Source organism: Pseudoalteromonas sp. 19-MNA-CIBAN-0066 (assembly GCF_040308705.1).
Taxonomy (GTDB): domain Bacteria; phylum Pseudomonadota; class Gammaproteobacteria; order Enterobacterales; family Alteromonadaceae; genus Pseudoalteromonas; species Pseudoalteromonas nigrifaciens.
Window position 1 is genome coordinate 25,087 of the sequence record NZ_JBEONZ010000023.1, and the last position, 18,371, is coordinate 43,457.

The 18,371-nt window shown below is 40.2% G+C and carries 15 protein-coding genes; 12 read left to right on the forward strand and 3 right to left on the reverse strand.

Features of this window, described 5'->3' with window-relative positions:
• The first annotated feature begins 93 nt into the window (after positions 1-93).
• From AAEZ18_RS13040 to AAEZ18_RS13075, 7 genes are all read left to right on the forward strand, one after another.
• A complete protein-coding gene (locus tag AAEZ18_RS13040; protein WP_011328393.1) occupies positions 94-2,580 on the forward strand; it encodes a DNA translocase FtsK in 2,487 nt (828 codons plus the stop codon).
• The gene (gene lolA / locus AAEZ18_RS13045; protein ID WP_350594954.1) at positions 2,580-3,206 is read left to right on the forward strand and encodes an outer membrane lipoprotein periplasmic chaperone LolA; all 627 of its coding nucleotides are present in this window, start codon (positions 2,580-2,582) and stop codon (positions 3,204-3,206) included. The genes AAEZ18_RS13040 and lolA overlap by 1 nt, the downstream gene beginning before the upstream one ends.
• Positions 3,199-4,542, forward strand: coding sequence for a replication-associated recombination protein A (locus AAEZ18_RS13050; protein ID WP_086998673.1), 1,344 nt, complete (start codon positions 3,199-3,201; stop codon positions 4,540-4,542). The genes lolA and AAEZ18_RS13050 overlap by 8 nt, the downstream gene beginning before the upstream one ends.
• Positions 4,535-4,915: a fluoride efflux transporter CrcB gene (gene crcB / locus AAEZ18_RS13055; protein WP_058373537.1), complete on the forward strand. Its 381-nt coding sequence runs from the start codon at positions 4,535-4,537 to the stop codon at positions 4,913-4,915. Before AAEZ18_RS13050 ends, crcB begins: the two co-directional genes overlap by 8 nt.
• Before the next feature lie 8 nt (positions 4,916-4,923).
• Positions 4,924-6,228: a serine--tRNA ligase gene (serS, locus tag AAEZ18_RS13060; RefSeq protein ID WP_058373536.1), complete on the forward strand. Its 1,305-nt coding sequence runs from the start codon at positions 4,924-4,926 to the stop codon at positions 6,226-6,228.
• A 513-nt stretch (positions 6,229-6,741) separates the two neighbouring features.
• Positions 6,742-7,044, forward strand: a complete 303-nt coding sequence (locus AAEZ18_RS13065) for a hypothetical protein (RefSeq protein ID WP_086998670.1) — start codon at positions 6,742-6,744, stop codon at positions 7,042-7,044.
• A 292-nt stretch (positions 7,045-7,336) separates the two neighbouring features.
• The gene (locus AAEZ18_RS13075) at positions 7,337-7,771 is read left to right on the forward strand and encodes a hypothetical protein (protein WP_179807339.1); all 435 of its coding nucleotides are present in this window, start codon (positions 7,337-7,339) and stop codon (positions 7,769-7,771) included.
• Positions 7,772-8,020: 249 nt separating this feature from the next.
• Here AAEZ18_RS13075 and AAEZ18_RS13080 read toward each other — a convergent pair whose 3' ends face one another.
• On the reverse strand, positions 8,021-9,211 hold the full coding sequence (locus AAEZ18_RS13080; RefSeq protein ID WP_350594956.1) for a PQQ-dependent sugar dehydrogenase: 1,191 nt from the start codon (positions 9,209-9,211) through the stop codon (positions 8,021-8,023).
• On the opposite strand from AAEZ18_RS13080, the gene AAEZ18_RS13085 reads away from it, so the two are divergent.
• On the forward strand, positions 9,196-9,642 hold the full coding sequence (locus tag AAEZ18_RS13085; protein WP_350594958.1) for a hypothetical protein: 447 nt from the start codon (positions 9,196-9,198) through the stop codon (positions 9,640-9,642). The two genes, AAEZ18_RS13080 and AAEZ18_RS13085, sit on opposite strands and share 16 nt — an antisense overlap.
• A gap of 98 nt (positions 9,643-9,740) precedes the next feature.
• Here AAEZ18_RS13085 and AAEZ18_RS13090 read toward each other — a convergent pair whose 3' ends face one another.
• Both AAEZ18_RS13090 and AAEZ18_RS13095 read right to left on the reverse strand, forming a co-directional pair.
• Complete coding sequence (locus AAEZ18_RS13090; protein WP_179806998.1) at positions 9,741-10,940, reverse strand: Nramp family divalent metal transporter; 1,200 nt, start codon at positions 10,938-10,940, stop codon at positions 9,741-9,743.
• Positions 10,941-11,241: 301 nt separating this feature from the next.
• Positions 11,242-12,504, reverse strand: a complete 1,263-nt coding sequence (locus AAEZ18_RS13095; protein ID WP_011328381.1) for a valine--pyruvate transaminase — start codon at positions 12,502-12,504, stop codon at positions 11,242-11,244.
• A 530-nt stretch (positions 12,505-13,034) separates the two neighbouring features.
• On the opposite strand from AAEZ18_RS13095, the gene AAEZ18_RS13100 reads away from it, so the two are divergent.
• The 4 genes from AAEZ18_RS13100 (at position 13,035) to AAEZ18_RS13115 (ending at position 18,307) form a co-directional block, all read left to right on the forward strand.
• Positions 13,035-14,117 (forward strand): endonuclease/exonuclease/phosphatase family protein, encoded by a 1,083-nt coding sequence (locus AAEZ18_RS13100; RefSeq protein WP_193038635.1) that lies wholly within the window; start codon positions 13,035-13,037, stop codon positions 14,115-14,117.
• Between the two features lie 240 nt (positions 14,118-14,357).
• On the forward strand, positions 14,358-14,777 hold the full coding sequence (locus AAEZ18_RS13105; protein ID WP_011328379.1) for an MAPEG family protein: 420 nt from the start codon (positions 14,358-14,360) through the stop codon (positions 14,775-14,777).
• 364 nt (positions 14,778-15,141) lie between these two features.
• Complete coding sequence (gene nhaD, locus AAEZ18_RS13110; protein ID WP_179807000.1) at positions 15,142-16,578, forward strand: sodium:proton antiporter NhaD; 1,437 nt, start codon at positions 15,142-15,144, stop codon at positions 16,576-16,578.
• Between the two features lie 352 nt (positions 16,579-16,930).
• A complete protein-coding gene (locus AAEZ18_RS13115) occupies positions 16,931-18,307 on the forward strand; it encodes a trimethylamine monooxygenase (protein ID WP_179807001.1) in 1,377 nt (458 codons plus the stop codon).
• Positions 18,308-18,371 lie beyond the last annotated feature (64 nt).

The following is an 18,371-nucleotide window of genomic DNA, read 5'->3' on the forward strand; positions in this document are numbered from 1 at the left end:
TCAAGGTTAAGATAAAGTGCAACAAAATACATTTCCTGCTAAGGTATTCCACTGCTAAGTGAGTGTAAAAATAATAAAGAGGAATAGGGAATTATGCGCCTAAACGGTGTGCAAAGGCTATTAGAAACAGGGCTGATAATCAGCACTTTTACAGCAATATTTATTTTATGTGCCTTAATCAGCTTTGATCCGGCGGATGCTGCATGGTCGCAAACTAGCTTTAGCGAAGTAAAAAACATTACTGGCGCTGCGGGTGCATGGATTGCTGACATATTATTACTCACTTTTGGCTGGTTGGCTTATTTAGTACCGGCCGCAATTCAGATATTTGGTTATTTATTATTTAAACAACCGCACCGAATTTTACAACTCGACTACACCACCTTAGCATTGCGTGTTATTGGTTTTGCTTTATTTATTACCTCAGCTACCGCTATTAGCAGCATTAATTTTGATGATATTTATAACTTTTCATCAGGCGGGGTAGTGGGCGATGTGATTGAATCGGCAATGATGCCAGCATTTAACTTTACCGGTACTTCAATACTATTATTGTGCTTCTTTTTTGCCGGTTTAACATTATTAACGGGCGTATCGTGGGTTGATTTTGTTGATTATTTAGGTGATTTAATCGTACGTTTTTATCGTTACATAAGCAATTATGTAAAAGGCTGGCTAAACCGAGAGCGTTTAGCTGGTAATGATAATCAGCAAATAGACGCACAATTTGAACCAGACGCCAACGAGCAAGCCGATGAAACAAATACCAAAAAAGTAAATAAACAAAAATCAATTAACAAACCGCAAACGCCATTTAATGAGCCGCAAATTAGCGACGAATTTATGCCGTTTGACGAGCTAGATGATATTCTCGATCAAGAAATTGGCTTTAGCGCCATAGATGACGATCCAATGGATACAGAAGCTGCACTTAATGCACTTGATCAGAGCCCAGTAGTAGAGCCAGAAAAGCCTGTAACTACAGTAGTATCGCCAGCAAGGCCAATGAACAAGCCAAAAGCTGCGTATCAGCCGCCGCCAACAGCCAAAGAAAAATTTGAACAATTACTTAATCAAGAGCCGCCACTAGGGCCATTACCATCGCTTGATTTACTCGACAGACCCGACAAAGCTAAAAACCCTATTTCGCAAGAAGAGCTCGATACAGTATCGCGGCTAGTAGAGACAAAACTGCTCGACTTTAACGTACAAGCAAAGGTTGTAGCAGTATACCCAGGGCCAGTTGTAACGCGCTTTGAGCTAGATTTGGCACCCGGTATAAAGGTGTCTAAAATTACCGGTTTAGCAAAAGATTTAGCCCGTTCGCTTTCGGCAATTAGTGTACGTGTGGTTGAGGTTATTCCGGGTAAAACCTATGTAGGCATAGAGCTGCCTAACAAGTATCGCGAAATAGTGCGTTTATCAGAAGTAATAAACGCCCCTAAATTTGAGCAAAACCCATCGCCACTCACCATGGTCTTAGGTAAAGATATTGCCGGGGAGCCGGTATGTGCCGACCTTGGCAAAATGCCGCATTTACTGGTAGCCGGTACTACAGGCTCGGGTAAATCAGTGGGCGTTAATGTGATGATAGTAAGCTTACTGTACAAATCGGGGCCTGATGATGTACGAATGATCATGATTGACCCTAAAATGCTTGAACTTTCGGTATACGAAGGTATTCCGCATTTATTGTGTGAAGTAGTTACCGACATGAAAGAAGCCGCTAATGCACTGCGTTGGTGTGTAGGCGAAATGGAGCGTCGTTATAAGCTAATGTCGGCTTTGGGTGTACGTAACTTAAAAGGTTACAACCAAAAAGTGCTTGAAGCCAAAGAAGCGGGCTATCCAATAATGGACCCATTATTTAAAGACACCGATGGCATGAAAGATGGCCCAGATGAGCTTGGAAAACTACCTAGTATAGTGGTAGTAATTGACGAATTTGCCGACATGATGATGATTGTAGGTAAAAAGGTAGAAGAGCTAATTGCCCGTATTGCGCAAAAAGCACGTGCCGCAGGTATTCATTTAATACTGGCAACACAGCGCCCATCGGTAGACGTAATTACCGGTTTAATTAAAGCAAATATACCAACGCGTATGGCGTTTCAGGTATCGAGTAAAATAGATTCGCGCACTATACTTGACCAACAAGGTGCCGAAAATTTACTAGGTATGGGTGATATGTTGTATTTACCGCCAGGTACAAGTGTTCCTGAGCGTGTGCATGGCGCGTTTGTAGACGACCACGAAGTACACGCAGTAGTAAACGACTGGAAAGCCCGTGCTAAACCAAATTACATAGACGAAATACTTAATGGCGACGCGAACGAGGATATTTTATTACCGGGTGAAGCCAGCGAAAACGCAGATGAAGAAAACGATCCGCTATACGACGAAGCCGTGTCGTTTGTAATTGAAACCGGTAAAGTATCGGTGTCGTCTGTGCAACGTAAATTACGTGTTGGCTATAACCGCGCAGCACGCTTAGTAGAACAAATGGAAACATCGGGTATCGTGAGTTCAGCTGGCCACAATGGCGCTCGCGATGTATTAGTACCTAATGGAGCAAATTAATGCAAAAACTTAACACCTTGTTATTAGTACTTGGCAGCTTAGTTGCTACGCCAAGCTTTGCAGACGACAGCCAAGCATTACAAGATCAACTCGCAACGCTAAAAAGCTTTAAAGCGCAGTTCTCGCAAAAAGTAACAGACAAACAAGGCCAAGCAGTAATGCAAGGCGAGGGCACAATTGCCCTGCAACAACCTATGATGATCCGCTGGCAGCAAACCAATCCAGACGATACATTATTTGTATCAAATGGGGATAAAACATATTACTTCGACAGTTTTGCCGAGCAAGTAACTATTATGCAAACTAGCAGCCTTATAGATTCAACGCCGTTTGTGTTACTTACCTCAAAAGACCCAGCGCAGTGGGAAAAATACAGCGTACTGGCTACAAATAGCGGCTTTAGCGTAACGCCAAACAAAGGCGTAGAAAGCCAAGTAGAGCAGCTAGATATAACCTTTGCTGGTAACGAGCAAGGTTTGGCTAAATTAGTGGTAACCGATAATTCAGGGCAGTTATCGTCGTTTACTTTTAATAATGCACAAGTTAATACGCTGCTTGATAAAAGCACCTTTGAATTTACGCCCCCTGAAGGTGTTGAAATAGACGATCAGAGTAACGGTGAGTAACTTAGGATTTAACTTTGGGCCCGATGTACGCCCACTCGCAGCGCGTATGCGCCCAACAACGCTTGATGAATACATTGGTCAGCAGCACTTACTCAGCGCCGATAAACCACTGCATCAGGCAATTGTTGCAGGGCGCTGTCATAGTTTAATACTGTGGGGCCCGCCGGGCGTAGGTAAAACAACGCTCGCGCAAATAATTGCTAATCATGCCGATGCTGCGCTTATTCAAATGTCGGCAGTTACTGCAGGCGTTAAAGACATTCGCGACAGCGTTACGCAGGCGCGCGAAAACCTACAAAGCCGTGGCCAACGCACCTTAATGTTTGTTGACGAAGTTCACCGTTTTAATAAATCTCAACAAGATGCATTTTTACCGCACATAGAAGACGGCACCTTTATATTTGTAGGTGCAACCACCGAAAATCCATCATTTGCACTTAACAACGCTATTTTGTCGCGGGCGCGTGTGTATGTTTTAAAATCGCTTGCCGATACCGATCTATACACAGTAATAGATCGCGCCCTTAAACAAGACGAACAATTAAGCCAAAAGCACATAGTAATTGCCGACAACGCAAAAAAAGCACTGTGCCAAGCAAGTGGTGGCGATGCGCGCAAAGTACTTAACTTACTTGAGCAAGCGGTTGATTTAACCACAGAGCAAAACGGCCAATACAAGGTAGACGAGCACGTACTTAGCCAAGTGCTGCCCACACATTTAGCTAAATACGACAAAGGCGGCGATGAATTTTACGACTTAATATCGGCCTTTCATAAATCAGTACGTGGCAGCTCTCCCGATGGCGCGCTGTACTGGTATTGCCGTATTTTAGCCGGTGGTGGCGACCCTTTATATGTAGCTAGGCGCTTACTTGCCATTGCCACAGAAGACATAGGCAACGCTGATCCGCGCGCTATGGAAGTGGCGCTAAACGCATGGGATATTTTTCAGCGAGTTGGCCCAAGCGAGGGCGAACGCGCAATTGCCCAAGCCACACTTTATTTAGCCAGCGCACCTAAAAGTAATGCGGTGTATATGGCGTTTAATCAAGCCAAGGCCGATGCCCAAAACGAGCCAAGTTACCCCGTGCCCGAGCATTTACGTAATGCCCCAACCAACTTAATGAAAGACTTAGGGTATGGCGCTGAGTATCGTTATGCGCATAACGAAGAAGGCGCTTTTGCAGCCGGAGAGAAGTATTTACCACCAGAAATGCAAGGTAGGGAGTATTACTTACCGAGCGATCGTGGGCTTGAGCAAAAAATTAAGCAAAAGCTCGATTATTTAAAAGAGCGCGACGCGCAAAGCCCACTTAAACGATACGAAAATGATTAAACTTTATATGATGATCGCCCTTGGCGGAGCTTCAGGGGCGTGTTTACGGTTTTTTATTAGCGAAAGCATGCTAAAACTCCTCGGTAGGGGATTCCCTTTTGGCACGTTGGCGGTTAATATTCTGGGTTCATTGTTGATGGGCATTTTGTACGGTTTGATAGATAAAGAAATTATCGCCGCAAGCCCCGCTAAAGCCCTGATCGGGATTGGCTTTTTAGGTGCATTAACCACCTTTTCAACATTTTCAATGGATTCGCTGTTGTTGTTACAACAAGGTCACTTTATTAAAATGGCCCTCAATATCATCTTAAACGTGATGGTGTGTATTTTTATGGCTTGGCTGGGCCTTCAGCTAGTAATGCAAAAAGGTTAAAAACTAACATGTTAGATTCTAAATTTTTACGTCAAGATATCGAACAAACTGCAGCACGCTTAGCGGCTCGCGGTTACGAACTCGATGTAGCGACGGTCACGGCACTTGAAGAAAAACGCAAAACATTACAAGTAAAAACGCAAGAACTTCAAAGTCAGCGTAATGCAAGCGCAAAAGCAATTGGCCAAGCTAAAGCCAAAGGCGAAGACGCTCAACCGCTACTTGATGCAGTTGCTAACTTAGGTAGCGAACTAGACGCAGCAAAAGCGCAGCAAGATGTAGTATTAGCCGCAATTAACGACATTGCCTTAGCAATTCCAAACTTGCCAGACGAATCAGTCCCAGCAGGTAAAGACGAAGACGACAACGTTGAAATTTTAACGTGGGGCACACCTAAAAAGTTTGATTTTGACGTGAAAGATCACGTTGATGTAGGCCAAGACTTAAACGGCTTAGACTTTGAAATGGGCGTTAAAATTAGTGGCGCACGCTTTACTGTAATGCGCGGCCAAGTAGCGCGTATGCACCGTGCATTAACGCAATACATGCTAGACACCCACACAGACAAAAACGGTTACACAGAAATGTACGTACCGTACCTAGTAAATAGCGCAAGTCTATACGGCACTAGCCAATTACCTAAGTTTGCGGGCGATTTATTCCACACGCTAGGCCTTGTAAACGACGATGGCGAACAGCAATCAGGCTTTAGCTTAATCCCTACAGCAGAAGTACCACTTACTAACAGTGCACGCGATGAAATTTACGACGAAAGCGATTTGCCAATTCGTTTAACTGCGCACACGCCATGTTTTAGAAGTGAAGCCGGCAGCTATGGTCGCGATACTCGCGGCTTAATTCGCCAGCACCAGTTTGATAAAGTAGAACTTGTACAGCTGGTAAAACCAGAAGACTCAATGGCAACACTTGAAGAGTTAACAGGTCATGCGGAGCAAATACTACAAGAGCTTGAACTACCGTACCGTAAAGTAATTTTATGTATGGGTGATATGGGCTTTGGCTCAGCTAAAACCTACGACTTAGAAGTATGGTTACCAGCGCAAAACACCTACCGCGAAATTTCATCATGTTCAAATATGGTAGATTTTCAGGCGCGTCGTATGCAAGCACGTTTTCGCCGCGAAGGGGCTAAAAAGCCAGAGTTACTACATACACTAAATGGCTCAGGTTTAGCCGTTGGCCGTACACTCGTAGCCATACTAGAAAACTACCAACAAGCCGATGGTTCAGTAGTAGTACCAGAAGTATTACGCCCATATATGGGCGGCCTTGAAGTGATTGGTAAACAATAAAACGTAAACTTTAAGTCAGGTTTTAGGCTTATGAGCTTAAAAAGAAAGCCGCTGTTAATTACAAACAGCGGCTTTTTTATTATAGGTTAAAAGTAAAAAGGTTCAGCTAATATGTAGGGCGTGCTTTAGCACTTTATAGTTCTTTGACAAAGTTATGCGCCTGTCCTTTTTAGTTTCCTTTTTATATGTTACGACTTTTTATCTGTTATGGAGTCAGGTGAATGAGCAATGGCAACTGTATAGCCTTGTTCATAATATAGAAAAGCTGCAAAACACGATGCATTAAGAGGGGTAAGCCCTTTTAACCTCAATAAAGCCACTTAAACACCAGTAATACCTTCTAAAATGCCAATTAAAACAACATCAACCTCCCACTTTATATTCTGCATAAAATACAGTAATCGATTGAACCAAAATAGGAACTCAGCTATGGTTTATTAATCAATAAAAACAAATAAAAAACGAGTTAATCTACAGGCTCGTTATACGTTTTTCAAAAATGGAGTTTTAAAAATGAGTAAAGTATTTCAATTCAAAGTTAAAAATCACACTATTAAAATAGTTAATTCATGGCTTCGAGGTGTGAAGCTCTACGTAGATGGCGATTTTCGAGATCACGACTCAACTTTCCTAGCAATTGGTAAAAAAGCTCTTTTATCAGCAAGCCTTGGAGAAAGTGGTATCCTAGAAATTATTCCAATGTCAGCTTTATTCTCTGTAGAAATGGATGCGTATTTGATTTCAGATAATTCAACTCAGCATGTTTATAGCTCACATAAACGCTTAAGTTTAACAGAACAAAGAACCGCGCAATAAACGTATAACAACACGGCCTGAGGTGGACGACTAGTAAAATTTAGCTATTAATTGCAAATTTTAAAAGTGGTGAGCCCTGCGTTTTAATGCTGATAAATACGTCGATTCATCGTAGGGTGTATTCGTTTTCCAACACCTAAATACAATCCTTATCTATTTAAATGTCAGTGTTCTAAAAGTAAAATAAGACAGGCACAATTTTTTGTATACAAGAATAAATAACAGTTGGCAAAGCATTATATTTATAGTTGAACAATAGCCACCAATAATTGATTAAATAAGGGGTATTACAATGGATAAAATGTCAGTTAATATAACGTCTAAACCTTTAGAAACTTACCCGAAAAAACAAATTTTAAAGGTGGTGGCTGATGACGTTTCTGAAAAAGAGACAGTGCAAAAGGGAGTGGCTCAAGGCGTCCAAGTAGACATATCTGAAGAGGGGGCGGAAAAAAGTCTGGAAGATAAAAATCAAGCGGCGTTTCGCAAGTTATTAGGTAATGAAGATGTAGATCAAGCATCACAATCTGAAGGTGACCCCCTTGATGAACTAATTGCTGAAATACAAGAGAAGCTTGAAAAACTACTGCAAGAAACTGCATTGTTACGCAGTAAAGATGATGAAGAGTCGCAGGCTAAAGTGAAGGTGCTAGAAGGTGAAATTACCGGGCTTAACATTCAACTTATTGAATTATTAAAACAGAAATTAGAATCGGGTAAAAACTAGGTGTAAAGCTCCTGTAATTACCTTTAATACACTTTCCGGTTACTGCATAACGCGGTAAGTCGGGTTGTTTCTAATAAACACTACCCTTTTGTCGGATGGCGTGGCTTCGCCACTTATCCGACTTACGTCAAAAGGTAGGTTGGTTAAGCCGAAGGCGCCACCCAACAGAGTTATTAAACCTATTAAAGCGGCTTACTAAAAGGCGCTATCCCTCCCCTAAAAGCGAAGTCTCTCTAACCCTCTTGTGAACTAATTTGATTTAACTAACATCAGCTTTGCATCTTCCCCATCGGTTAATATTGCTACATTACCCTCAGTTGTTACAAACACATCTCTTAATCGGCCTGTGGCCTCTGGGAATATATGAGACTGGGTAAATTCACCATTAGCTAAATTTACAGCGTAGAGCTTTTTATCAACCAAAGTAGTAATTAACACATGTTTTTGTAATGAGGAAAAAGCGGCGTGCTTAGAGCCGTAATACGCCATGCCTGATGGGGCTATTGATGGCGTCCAATTAACACTTGGTTTTTGCATGCCTGGGTATTGAGTAAAAGGTGAAATACGCGCTTGCGAATAATCCCTACCGTAAGTAATTACTGGCCAGCCATAATTGGTGCCTGTGGTTAAGTAGTTTAGCTCGTCGCCGCCTGCGGGGCCGTGTTCGTGGCTAATAATTTGCTGTGTATCGTAATCATATACAAGGCCTTGAGGGTTACGGTGGCCAAGTGAGTAAACAGCATGGGCATTTGGGTTTGTATGGTTAATAAATGGGTTATCTGTTGGAATACTGCCGTTTAAGTTTATACGTAATATTTTACCAAGCTGGCTGGTAATAACTTGTGCTTGTTCTCTAAAGTCAAAGCCATCGCCCGTTGAAACTAATAACGTATTGTCGGGTAGTACAAGGGCGCGCCCAGCGTAATGTTGTGGTGTGTTTTTATTGGTAGCTACTTTATAAATAATTTGCGGCTTTGAAAAACGAGTACCATTAAAGGTGGCTTTGGCAACAACAAGCCTGTTTGCGTTGGCATCGCCTTGGGCGTAGGTAAAAATAATTTCTTTGGAGTTGCTATAATCTGGCGATAACACTATATCGAGCAAGCCACCTTGGCCTGCAAGGTATAAGCCCTCTAGGTTTAGTTTTACTCTTGATCGCTCATTATTTTTAATTATAACTACGTGGCCATCGCGCTCTGTAATTAACCATGTACCGTTTGCTAGTTCAACCATGCTCCACGGAGACTGTAATTGTGTAGCAAGGGTTTTTGTACTGTATTGCTTTTTTGGTAACGCAGCGCCTGCATTTACAGAAAACGCAAAAAGCGAAAGCAGAGTAAAAAAAGAGATACATTGTTTACGGGGTAAGCCTTTGCTAGCATGGCTTATATAAGAAAAAAACTTTATTTTAAGTTGAGATAACCATGTCATTTTTAACACGTATATTGCCCTCATTTTTAGTTTCTTGGTTATTTACATTCACACTTGCTAGCTTGTTTCATAGCCAATACGTTGTCAATCAATTAGTTAATGTAGGTGTTGTAGTGGGCTTTAGCGACCGCGTTAGTTTAACACTGGATGATTGGTTGGGCTTATTACCTACCTACGGCGCTATTATTGCCATTGCACTTGCCATCGCTTTTTTAGTTACGGTGCAGCTTAATAAAAAGGTTAAAAAATACCGTACTCAGCTATTTGTTATTGCTGGCATTGTGGCGTTTGCTATGGTGTTAATTGCCATTGAGTCGATTATGAATATACATATTATAGCGGGTGCAAGAGGTTGGGGGTTTTATACTCAATTGCTTGCTGGTGCAGCTGGGGGCTATGTGTTTTCACGCTTAACAAAAACAAATATTATTTGTTTTTAATTACTGCAGGATACAGGAAAGGTTTTTATTATAATGAATAAGTAAAAAGCCACTGTTTGTAGTGAACAGTGGCTTTTAATTAGATGTTTTTAGTTTAATTAAAAAATCAAACTAATCAGCTTGTAGCTGCTTAAGCCAAATATAAGCAGTAATATAGGCACAGTGATAAGGTTTAATAACACAGAATTGGTGTAATTGCCCATCACCGCTTTTTGATTTACCAACCAGAGTAAATAAACAGTAATAATAGGCAGTAATAAGCCATTAGCAGCTTGGGCAAAAATGATCACGGCAACCGGATCTAACCCCAAAGAGGCAACAGCTGCGCCAAACAATAAGATAACTAATGCTACCGATTTGAAACGGCTACTTTGCATTTTGTTAGACCAACCAAGCATTCCGCAAACTGCATAGGCTCCCGCTAAAGGAGCAGTAATTGCACTAGTTAAACCTGCAGCAAATAAACCAATAGCAAAAAAGTAATGGGCAGCGCCACCTAATAATGGCTCAAGCTGTACTGCCATATTTGCTGCGCTAACTTTACCTGCGTCGGTACCATAAAAAGCCACCGAGGCGGTAGATAAAATAGCCAAAGTGATCACTCCACCTAAAGTGATTGATAAGCTGGTATCGATATTTGTTTGCTTAATTATTTTACGTTTATCGCTATTATTGTTGTATTTTGCTGCGAGCACTCCTGAATGCAAAAATAAATTATAAGGTACTATGGTGGTGCCAATCAGTGCAAGTACAGTGGTAACAGAGCCCTCAGGCATAGTAGGAATAAAACCCGCTAGTACTTGGCTTATAGGCGGAGCAGCCATAACTAAAGTAGAAATAAACACTAGGCTCATTAAAATCACTAATAAAATGAGCGCGTTTTCTACCACTTTATGTTTTCCGCTGTACAGTAACAATGCGCTAATAAAAGCAATGAGCGGCGTCCATATTTGCGCATTTATTGTCGGAAATATCTTTATTAAACCCATGCTAGCGCCACTAAGGTTACCCGCTTCATAGGCGGCGCTGCCCACGCCAATGGCGCTTATTACCAAAAAGCTAGCGAGAATTTTAAGCACTGGGGTATGAATATGCGCGCGCAGTGCTTGAGCAAGATCTTTGCCTGTTGCTACGCCAAGGCGAGCAGCCATAGATTGTAATAATATAGTGGCTATTACTGAAAAAAGTAATGTCCAGATAAGTGCAAAGCCAAAGTTTGCACCTGCTACGCTAGCAGTCGTTATGGTGCCTGGTCCTATAAAGGCTGCGGTGACTAGTAGTCCTGGTCCTAATCGCATAATTTACCTGTATGTTGGTGTTTAAAGTGTGCACCTGTATGGGCGCGCGTTTTATTACTGTCACTTAGTAAGCGTTTGCAGCCTGAACTACCTTTTATGCTACCTGCTAGTAAATAGCGTGTAAAAAAGGTCGCGTAGAATAACAGTTTATATATAAATTTAAAGAGTATAGCGCGCGTTTGCACAAAAAGAGTACAGTATTACAGAGGTAAATAAGGGATAAAGGCAACACTTGCTCAATAGCGTGCCGTTATAGTGGATGTTACGTTATAGCCAAAGCGTAGATAGCATAAGCATTAATTTACGCCATTAAATACTTTATGGTTTGTAAACCTTTGCGTAGTGTTGCTTCATCGGTTGCATAGTTAATGCGAATACACTCGTGCTTGTGCGCCCAGCTATCGTCAATGCCAATAAAAAAGTTGTGTCCAGGAATTACATACACATCTTGCTCTTTAAGCTTTTGGTATAGTGTTTCGCTTGTTATTTTTGCATCTTTAAACCACAGCCACATAAAAAATGCGCCTTCAACTTTATGCAAGTAAACACTCATATCGGCAAATATTTCATCAAACAGTTCAATCGCTATTTGTGCTTTATTACGATAAAAAGGCAACACAACATTACGACACAGCGGCAGTAGTTCGTCGTCGTTAATTAAACGGGTAACTAAGCTTGGGCCTATACTATTTGGCGATAAAACCATGCTGCCATTTACGCGGCCAATTGCTTTAATAATTTCATTGTTTGCAACCACAATACCGCTGCGTAAACCCGGTAAGCCAAGCTTTGAAAGCGACATACATAAAATTATGTTTGAGTTCCAGGTTAGGTTTGCGTCGGTGTAAATACAGCCCGGGAATGGATCGCCATATGCGTTATCTATAATGAGTGGAATGTTGTATTGCTTAGCGAGTAAATCAAGGTGTTTTACTTCATCATCGGTTATTACATTACCGGTTGGATTGGTAGGGCGCGATACGCACAGCGCACTGATACTGCTGTCGTTTGCTAATATTTTTTCAACCGCTTTAAAATCAATAACGTATTTAAATTGTTTAGATGTGCTACCGGTATTTAAAATTTCGATATCGGGCTTTATGGCAACAAACATATCGTCCGATAAACCTTGGTCGGCATAACCTACGTATTCTGGCGCGAGGGGAAATAAAATCTTTTTATGGCTGCCATCAGGCATTTCGCCTGCAAACATATTAAACAGCACAAAAAAGTTAGCTTGGCTGCCATTACCAAGTGCTACGTTATTGGCACTTATATCCCATGCATATTCTTTACTTAGTTGGCTTGCTAATGCAGCTCTAAACTCGTCGTTACCGGTTGGGCCGTCGTAAAGGCCAAATACTTGCGATACTTTATTACTGGCAACGAGCTTTTGTAACTCACTTAAAAAAACCTCATTTACTTGTGGTACTAATGCAGGGTTACCGCCACCCAGCATAACAATATTAGGATTGTTACTGCTTTTAGCACTGCCTAAGTCTTCCATTAACTGAGTAATGCCGTTGGGTTGTGTAAATTTAGTGCCAAAGTTTGAGTAGTTCATAATACATAGCGTTTGTAGGTAATGGAAAGGGCAGTATAGCCTAAATAAAGGGCTAAAATAGTAAGTTGAGAATTATTCAATGCGTAGTTTTAAAGGTTGTTACTGCAACCTCATTGCATATAAGCATAATAAAGCAGTAATAAAATAGGCACTGTGCTTTTTGGAGATATTTGTAAAAAATGAGGGGGTTTTTGGTTTTAATAGCGCGTAGCGATACTCAAGGGTAAAAACAAAGCGTACGAATACGTAAGCAGCTAAATTTGTAATGCTATTGTTTGATGTATGAAATTGAATTGATTTGCCATGTATGATCTTATTTTTACAAGTTTACTTAAATAGCACAGGTTTTGAACACCCCCCTAAAGCCTTAAAAACGATAAGCAATAGGGTATACTGCTATTACATACTTTTACGTATTCATTTAAGCAAGCATTAGGGCTAATAACTCAGCGATGTTTGTTATTTTAAAATGTACAGCAGTGGAACCTCTTTTGATAAAAAACACTCAACTAAAAATAGCCACATTTAACTTGTTTAATTACCTTGAGCCACCCAATGCATACTATGAGTTTGAGAAAATTTATACCGCGCAACAGTGGGCTAAAAAGCAGCAGTGGGTTATTGATTATTTAACAGAGCACGCACCTGATGTGATTGGTTTTCAGGAAGTGTTTAGTATTGAGTCGTTACAAGAATTAGTACGTGGGCAAGGTTATGAGCACTTTGCAGTGGTAGATACGCCCGAGGTGATTGACGACTTTATTTATAAACGCCCCGTAGTGGCAATTGCCGCAAAATATCCTATTGTTGAAGTGGCTGCGGTGCAGCACGATAATGAACTTGTAGCTACCCTTGGGCTTAGTGCTGATTTTACATTTAGCCGCAAGGTATTAAGAGCCACAGTAACTTTGCCGCACATAGGTAATACAGATTGTTATGTGGTGCATTTTAAATCTAAACGCCCAATGATTGAGGTTGATGAGCACAATAAAGCACTTTCGCCCGAAAAGAACATAATTGAGATTTTAAAAGCGAATGTAGCGGGTGGCTGGGGATCAACTATTCAACGCGGCAGCGAAGCCACATTATTAATGATACAAATGATTGCGCGCCGCGAAGCTACGCAGCAGCCTATGATTTTAATGGGCGACTTTAATAACAGCATAGCTGATGGTGTGTTAAGCCACATGCTTACTAATACACTGCGTTTTGCACCTGCTTTTGACGCTAAAACTTACCTTGCTAAATATTGTTTAAATGATGCATGGGACTTATTTACAAAGTCGCAATTGGCAAGTGCTGAGCCACAAGCACCAACAGACGACTTGCGTGTTGATGGCGATATAGTGAGTGTTGTAATTGAGCAAGGTGATACAAATAATGTGGCTAAGCCAGCAACTCCACGCACGCCAACCCATTATTATGGCGCGAGCAGTTCAGTGCTTGACTATATTTTATTGTCTAGTGAATTTGATGCCAGCTACCATGATAGCTTTTTTGAAGTAAGTGACTATAACACTTACGATCGGCATTTAATTAACCCAGTATTTGAGCGAGACGATTTAAGTACCGACCATGGGGTGGTTATAGTTACTTTAACTTTGAGGTCGTAGGCTATAATTTTAATGATTAATATTGCTAATAATATTTGTTTAACAATATTACTTTTACGGTTTTTAATTTAAGTATTAAGTGCTTTTATGTAAAAACGTCGGAATAAATTACTGAGTTTAAACGATAGCTTTAACTATTTGTATAACTATCAAATAATTAAACTCGGCCTAAAACTTGCCTGTTATTAATGTTAAACATCTAAAAATTGATAATCTTTAATAAAAACAAGGAAATTAACTATGACTAATATTGCACTTTCGGCGTATTTGGCGTTTTACCTGTATTTAATTATGTTGCTTGTACAGTGGGCGGTAGCAACTTTTAGCAAAGCAAAACAGCCTAATGCAGTGCCGGGTAAAATAAGTGACGACTTATCTCACGATAGTTTTATATTTAGAGCACACCGTACTTTTCACAATACCCTTGAAAATAGTGCGTTATTTATAGGAACAGTGTTGTTTGCTTTTGTAATAAATTATCAAAGCCCAATATTTGCACTATGTGTATGGATATACGTTATTGCGCGATTAATTCATATGGTGCTGTACTACGCAATTGCTACTAATAAAAATCCTAGCCCACGTAGCTACTTCTTTTTAATTGGCGTACTTGCCAATGTTGTGATGCTAGTAATGGTAGGTTTAAGGTTAATTGCCTAATACAAATTAAATAACAAACAACAATTAACCAAGAGCGAAGTTGCTTACATAGCAACTTCGATTTTTTTGTAAACTACTTTCGCAGCACTAAATAAAAAATATAACCAATTGAATTTTAATTAATTAACCTGTAAATATTAAAGCTTGCACAACCACCATTCACACACTCTATTTACAATATAGCAACCATCTATGCATATATAGACCTCAGTACAATAGCCACTTGGTAATGCTGTGCTATTTTATTGTGGTGAAAAAATAATAACCAATAAATACTCACCAAAATGCGTATCAATAAAGCAGATAAATTGCTTTATTGTAATTAAAGCCAGCTGATTTATGTAATTAAAACAGGAAATGTAAAATGAAGAGTTTGCTACGGGGGTTCAACATAGTATGTATTGCTATGTTGTTTTTTTGCTCGCCAGTTTGGGCTGCGCAAGGGCAGTTAGATTTAACATCATCGAGTATTGGTTGGTTGTGTATTGGTATATTTTTAATTGCTTATACCGTGGTTATGCTCGAGGAAAAGCTACATTTAAGAAAGTCGAAACCAGTATTGGTTGCAGCAGGATTAATTTGGATATTAATAGGTGCCTATTACGTTAGCCATGATATTACTGAACTTACCGAAACTGCATTTAGGCATAATTTACTTGAGTTTGCTGAGCTTATGCTCTTTTTACTAGTCGCTATGACCTACATAAATGCGCTAGAAGAAAGAGGAGTATTTGATGCATTGCGCGCTTGGATGATCCGTAAAGGCTTTAACTATAAAAATTTATTTTGGATAACCGGTTTTTTAGCATTTTTTATCTCTCCGATTGCCGACAACCTTACCACCGCGTTATTAATGTGTGCAGTGGTAATGAAAGTTGCCGAAGGTGATAAGCCATTTATAAACATCAGCTGTATTAATATTGTTATTGCGGCTAATGCGGGCGGCGCATTTAGCCCCTTTGGTGACATAACCACGCTAATGGTGTGGCAAGCTGGATTGGTGCATTTTAACGAGTTTTTAGTGCTGTTTTTACCTGCTTTAGTTAATTACTTAGTGCCCGCAGCCATTATGAGCTTTTATGTCGCCGATAAGCACCCAACCGCACAATACGAAGCGGTTGAGCTAAAACGCGGCGCAGTGCGAATATTAGTGTTGTTTTTACTTACCATAGCCACTGCCGTTGCTTGCCATAGCTTTTTAAACCTGCCACCAGTATTAGGTATGATGATGGGGCTAGGCTATTTACAGTTTTTTGGTTATTTTTTAAGAATGACTTTACCAGGATCACTGGCTCGTAAAAGAGCCCATGCAGAGCAGTTGGGCGATCAAGAACGATTAGCTAAACTAGGCAGTGTTGTACCATTTGACGTATTTAGTAGAGTGCAACGGGCAGAGTGGGACACGTTATTATTTTTTTACGGTATTGTTATGTGCGTGGGTGGCTTAGGGTTTTTAGGTTATTTAAACTTTATGTCTGAGATGCTATACGGCAATTGGTCTACTACAACGGCAAATGTTTTTCTTGGGGTGATTTCTGCAGTGATCGATAATATACCGGTTATGTTTGCGGTGTTATCTATGGATCCTGAAATGTCGCATGGGCAATGGTTGCTGATCACTTTAACTGCGGGGGTAGGCGGTAGTTTACTCTCGATTGGCTCGGCTGCGGGAGTGGCATTAATGGGGCAAGCACGCGGCTACTATACTTTTTTTGGTCACCTAAAGTGGACGCCTGTGATTGCGTTAGGTTACGGGGCCAGCATAATACTGCACTTATGGCTTAACGCATCATTATTTTAAAGATACCAGCAAACGCCTATAAGCTATTTTTTATCACAGTAACAATACTATAAAGCTTTAATTTAAGTATTAAATGGTAGTAAAAGCGAAGGAGCATAAACAGCATCTTCGCTTTTTTTATTACTTAAATTTAAGCCGTTATAAACTAATGGCTGAGTGCTTACTGATTAAATTTTTTAAGCCAAATAAGTTACGGTGATAATAGACGGCTAGTTAATAAAATATTGATTTATTTTATGTTTTTTTAAAGGTAAATGTTATAAAAAAGGATTTATTTTTATTGTGGCAAATAATTTGCATGAAAAAATGTTATAGTAAGGCTCGTATTAGCTATTAGGAGTCGACTTTTATAATGAAAAAAATTGCTATTTTGGGCGCAGGTCCAAGCGGTTTGGCACAATTACGTGCATTTGAAGCAGCTCGTTTAGCCGGTATTGAGAATTTACCGGAAGTTGTTTGTTACGAAAAACAAAATGATATTGGTGGCATGTGGAACTATACATGGCGCACTGGGCTAGACAGAAATGGTGAGCCGGTACATGGCAGTATGTATCGTTATCTTTGGTCTAACGGACCAAAAGAATGCTTAGAATTTGCTGATTATTCTTTTGAAGAACATTTTGGTAGACCTATTCCTTCGTATCCCCCTCGTGAAGTGCTTAAAGACTACATAATGGGGCGTATTAACAAGCAAGATATTCGTAAATACATTCGCTTTGAGTGCCCGGTTCGTTGGGTTACATTTGACGACGAAACACAAATGTTTACTGTAACGGTTATGAACCATAAAACCGGCGAGCAGGAAGTGAATGAGTTTGATTATGTTATTGTTGCTACAGGTCATTTCTCTACTCCAAACATGCCTTATTTTGAAGGGCTAGAAGAGTATTCTGGTCGAGTATTACATGCTCATGACTTTAGAGACGCACTAGAATTTAAAGATTCAGAAGTTTTACTTATAGGCAGTAGCTATTCTGCCGAAGATATAGGTACGCAGTGTTATAAGTATGGCGCTAAATCGGTAACTATAAGCTACCGTACTAAAGCACTTGGCTATAATTGGCCAGACGGCATTGCAGAAATGCCACTTGTGACCCACTTTGAAGGGGACGTTGCGCATTTTATAGATGGCACTAGTAAGCGCTTTGATGCTGTGATTATGTGTACTGGGTATTTATTTCATTTTCCATTTTTACCTGACGAACTACGTTTACAAACACATAACTGTTTGTATCCGGCAAACTTGTATAAGGGTGTTTTTTGGCAGCCAAACCCTAAGTTAGTTTATTTAGGCATGCAAGATCAGTACTTCACTTTTAATATGTTTGATGCGCAAGCATGGTATGTACGCGACGAAATTTTAGACAAAATAAAAATACCAGCATTAGCAGCACGACAAGAAGATGAAAAAAATTGGTTAGCTAAGTACGATGAAGTAACGAATGTTGAAGGCTCTATTGATTATCAAGCAGCGTATATTCGTGATTTAACTAATGCCACAGATTACCCTGAATTTGCAGTTGAAAAACAGGCAGATATTCTCAAAGAATGGCAAAAAGATAAACAACAAGACATTATGTGTTTTAGAGAAAAAGCGTATCGCTCTACTTTAACAAATACCTTGGCACCTGAGCTTCCTGTGCCGTGGTTAGATGTACTTGATGATTCATTAGAATACTTTTTAGAATTATCGGCTACTCACACCATAGAAAAAAGTAAAGCGAGCTAGCACGTAATAAAACAATATTAAACCATAACGCATTTTTCGTTATGGTTTAATATTTTAAGTTTGT

What these genes read in the sequence shown, in the direction of transcription:
- AAEZ18_RS13090 (WP_179806998.1), bottom strand. Translation starts at nt 10,940, where the DNA reads ATGCGATTAGGACCAGGACTACTAGTCACCGCAGCCTTTATAGGACCA.
- AAEZ18_RS13075 (WP_179807339.1), top strand. Translation starts at nt 7,337, where the DNA reads ATGGATAAAATGTCAGTTAATATAACGTCTAAACCTTTAGAAACTTAC.
- AAEZ18_RS13040 (WP_011328393.1), top strand. Translation starts at nt 94, where the DNA reads ATGCGCCTAAACGGTGTGCAAAGGCTATTAGAAACAGGGCTGATAATC.
- AAEZ18_RS13085 (WP_350594958.1), top strand. Translation starts at nt 9,196, where the DNA reads ATGTCATTTTTAACACGTATATTGCCCTCATTTTTAGTTTCTTGGTTA.
- serS (WP_058373536.1), top strand. Translation starts at nt 4,924, where the DNA reads ATGTTAGATTCTAAATTTTTACGTCAAGATATCGAACAAACTGCAGCA.
- AAEZ18_RS13065 (WP_086998670.1), top strand. Translation starts at nt 6,742, where the DNA reads ATGAGTAAAGTATTTCAATTCAAAGTTAAAAATCACACTATTAAAATA.
- nhaD (WP_179807000.1), top strand. Translation starts at nt 15,142, where the DNA reads ATGAAGAGTTTGCTACGGGGGTTCAACATAGTATGTATTGCTATGTTG.
- lolA (WP_350594954.1), top strand. Translation starts at nt 2,580, where the DNA reads ATGCAAAAACTTAACACCTTGTTATTAGTACTTGGCAGCTTAGTTGCT.
- AAEZ18_RS13115 (WP_179807001.1), top strand. Translation starts at nt 16,931, where the DNA reads ATGAAAAAAATTGCTATTTTGGGCGCAGGTCCAAGCGGTTTGGCACAA.
- crcB (WP_058373537.1), top strand. Translation starts at nt 4,535, where the DNA reads ATGATTAAACTTTATATGATGATCGCCCTTGGCGGAGCTTCAGGGGCG.
- AAEZ18_RS13105 (WP_011328379.1), top strand. Translation starts at nt 14,358, where the DNA reads ATGACTAATATTGCACTTTCGGCGTATTTGGCGTTTTACCTGTATTTA.
- AAEZ18_RS13095 (WP_011328381.1), bottom strand. Translation starts at nt 12,504, where the DNA reads ATGAACTACTCAAACTTTGGCACTAAATTTACACAACCCAACGGCATT.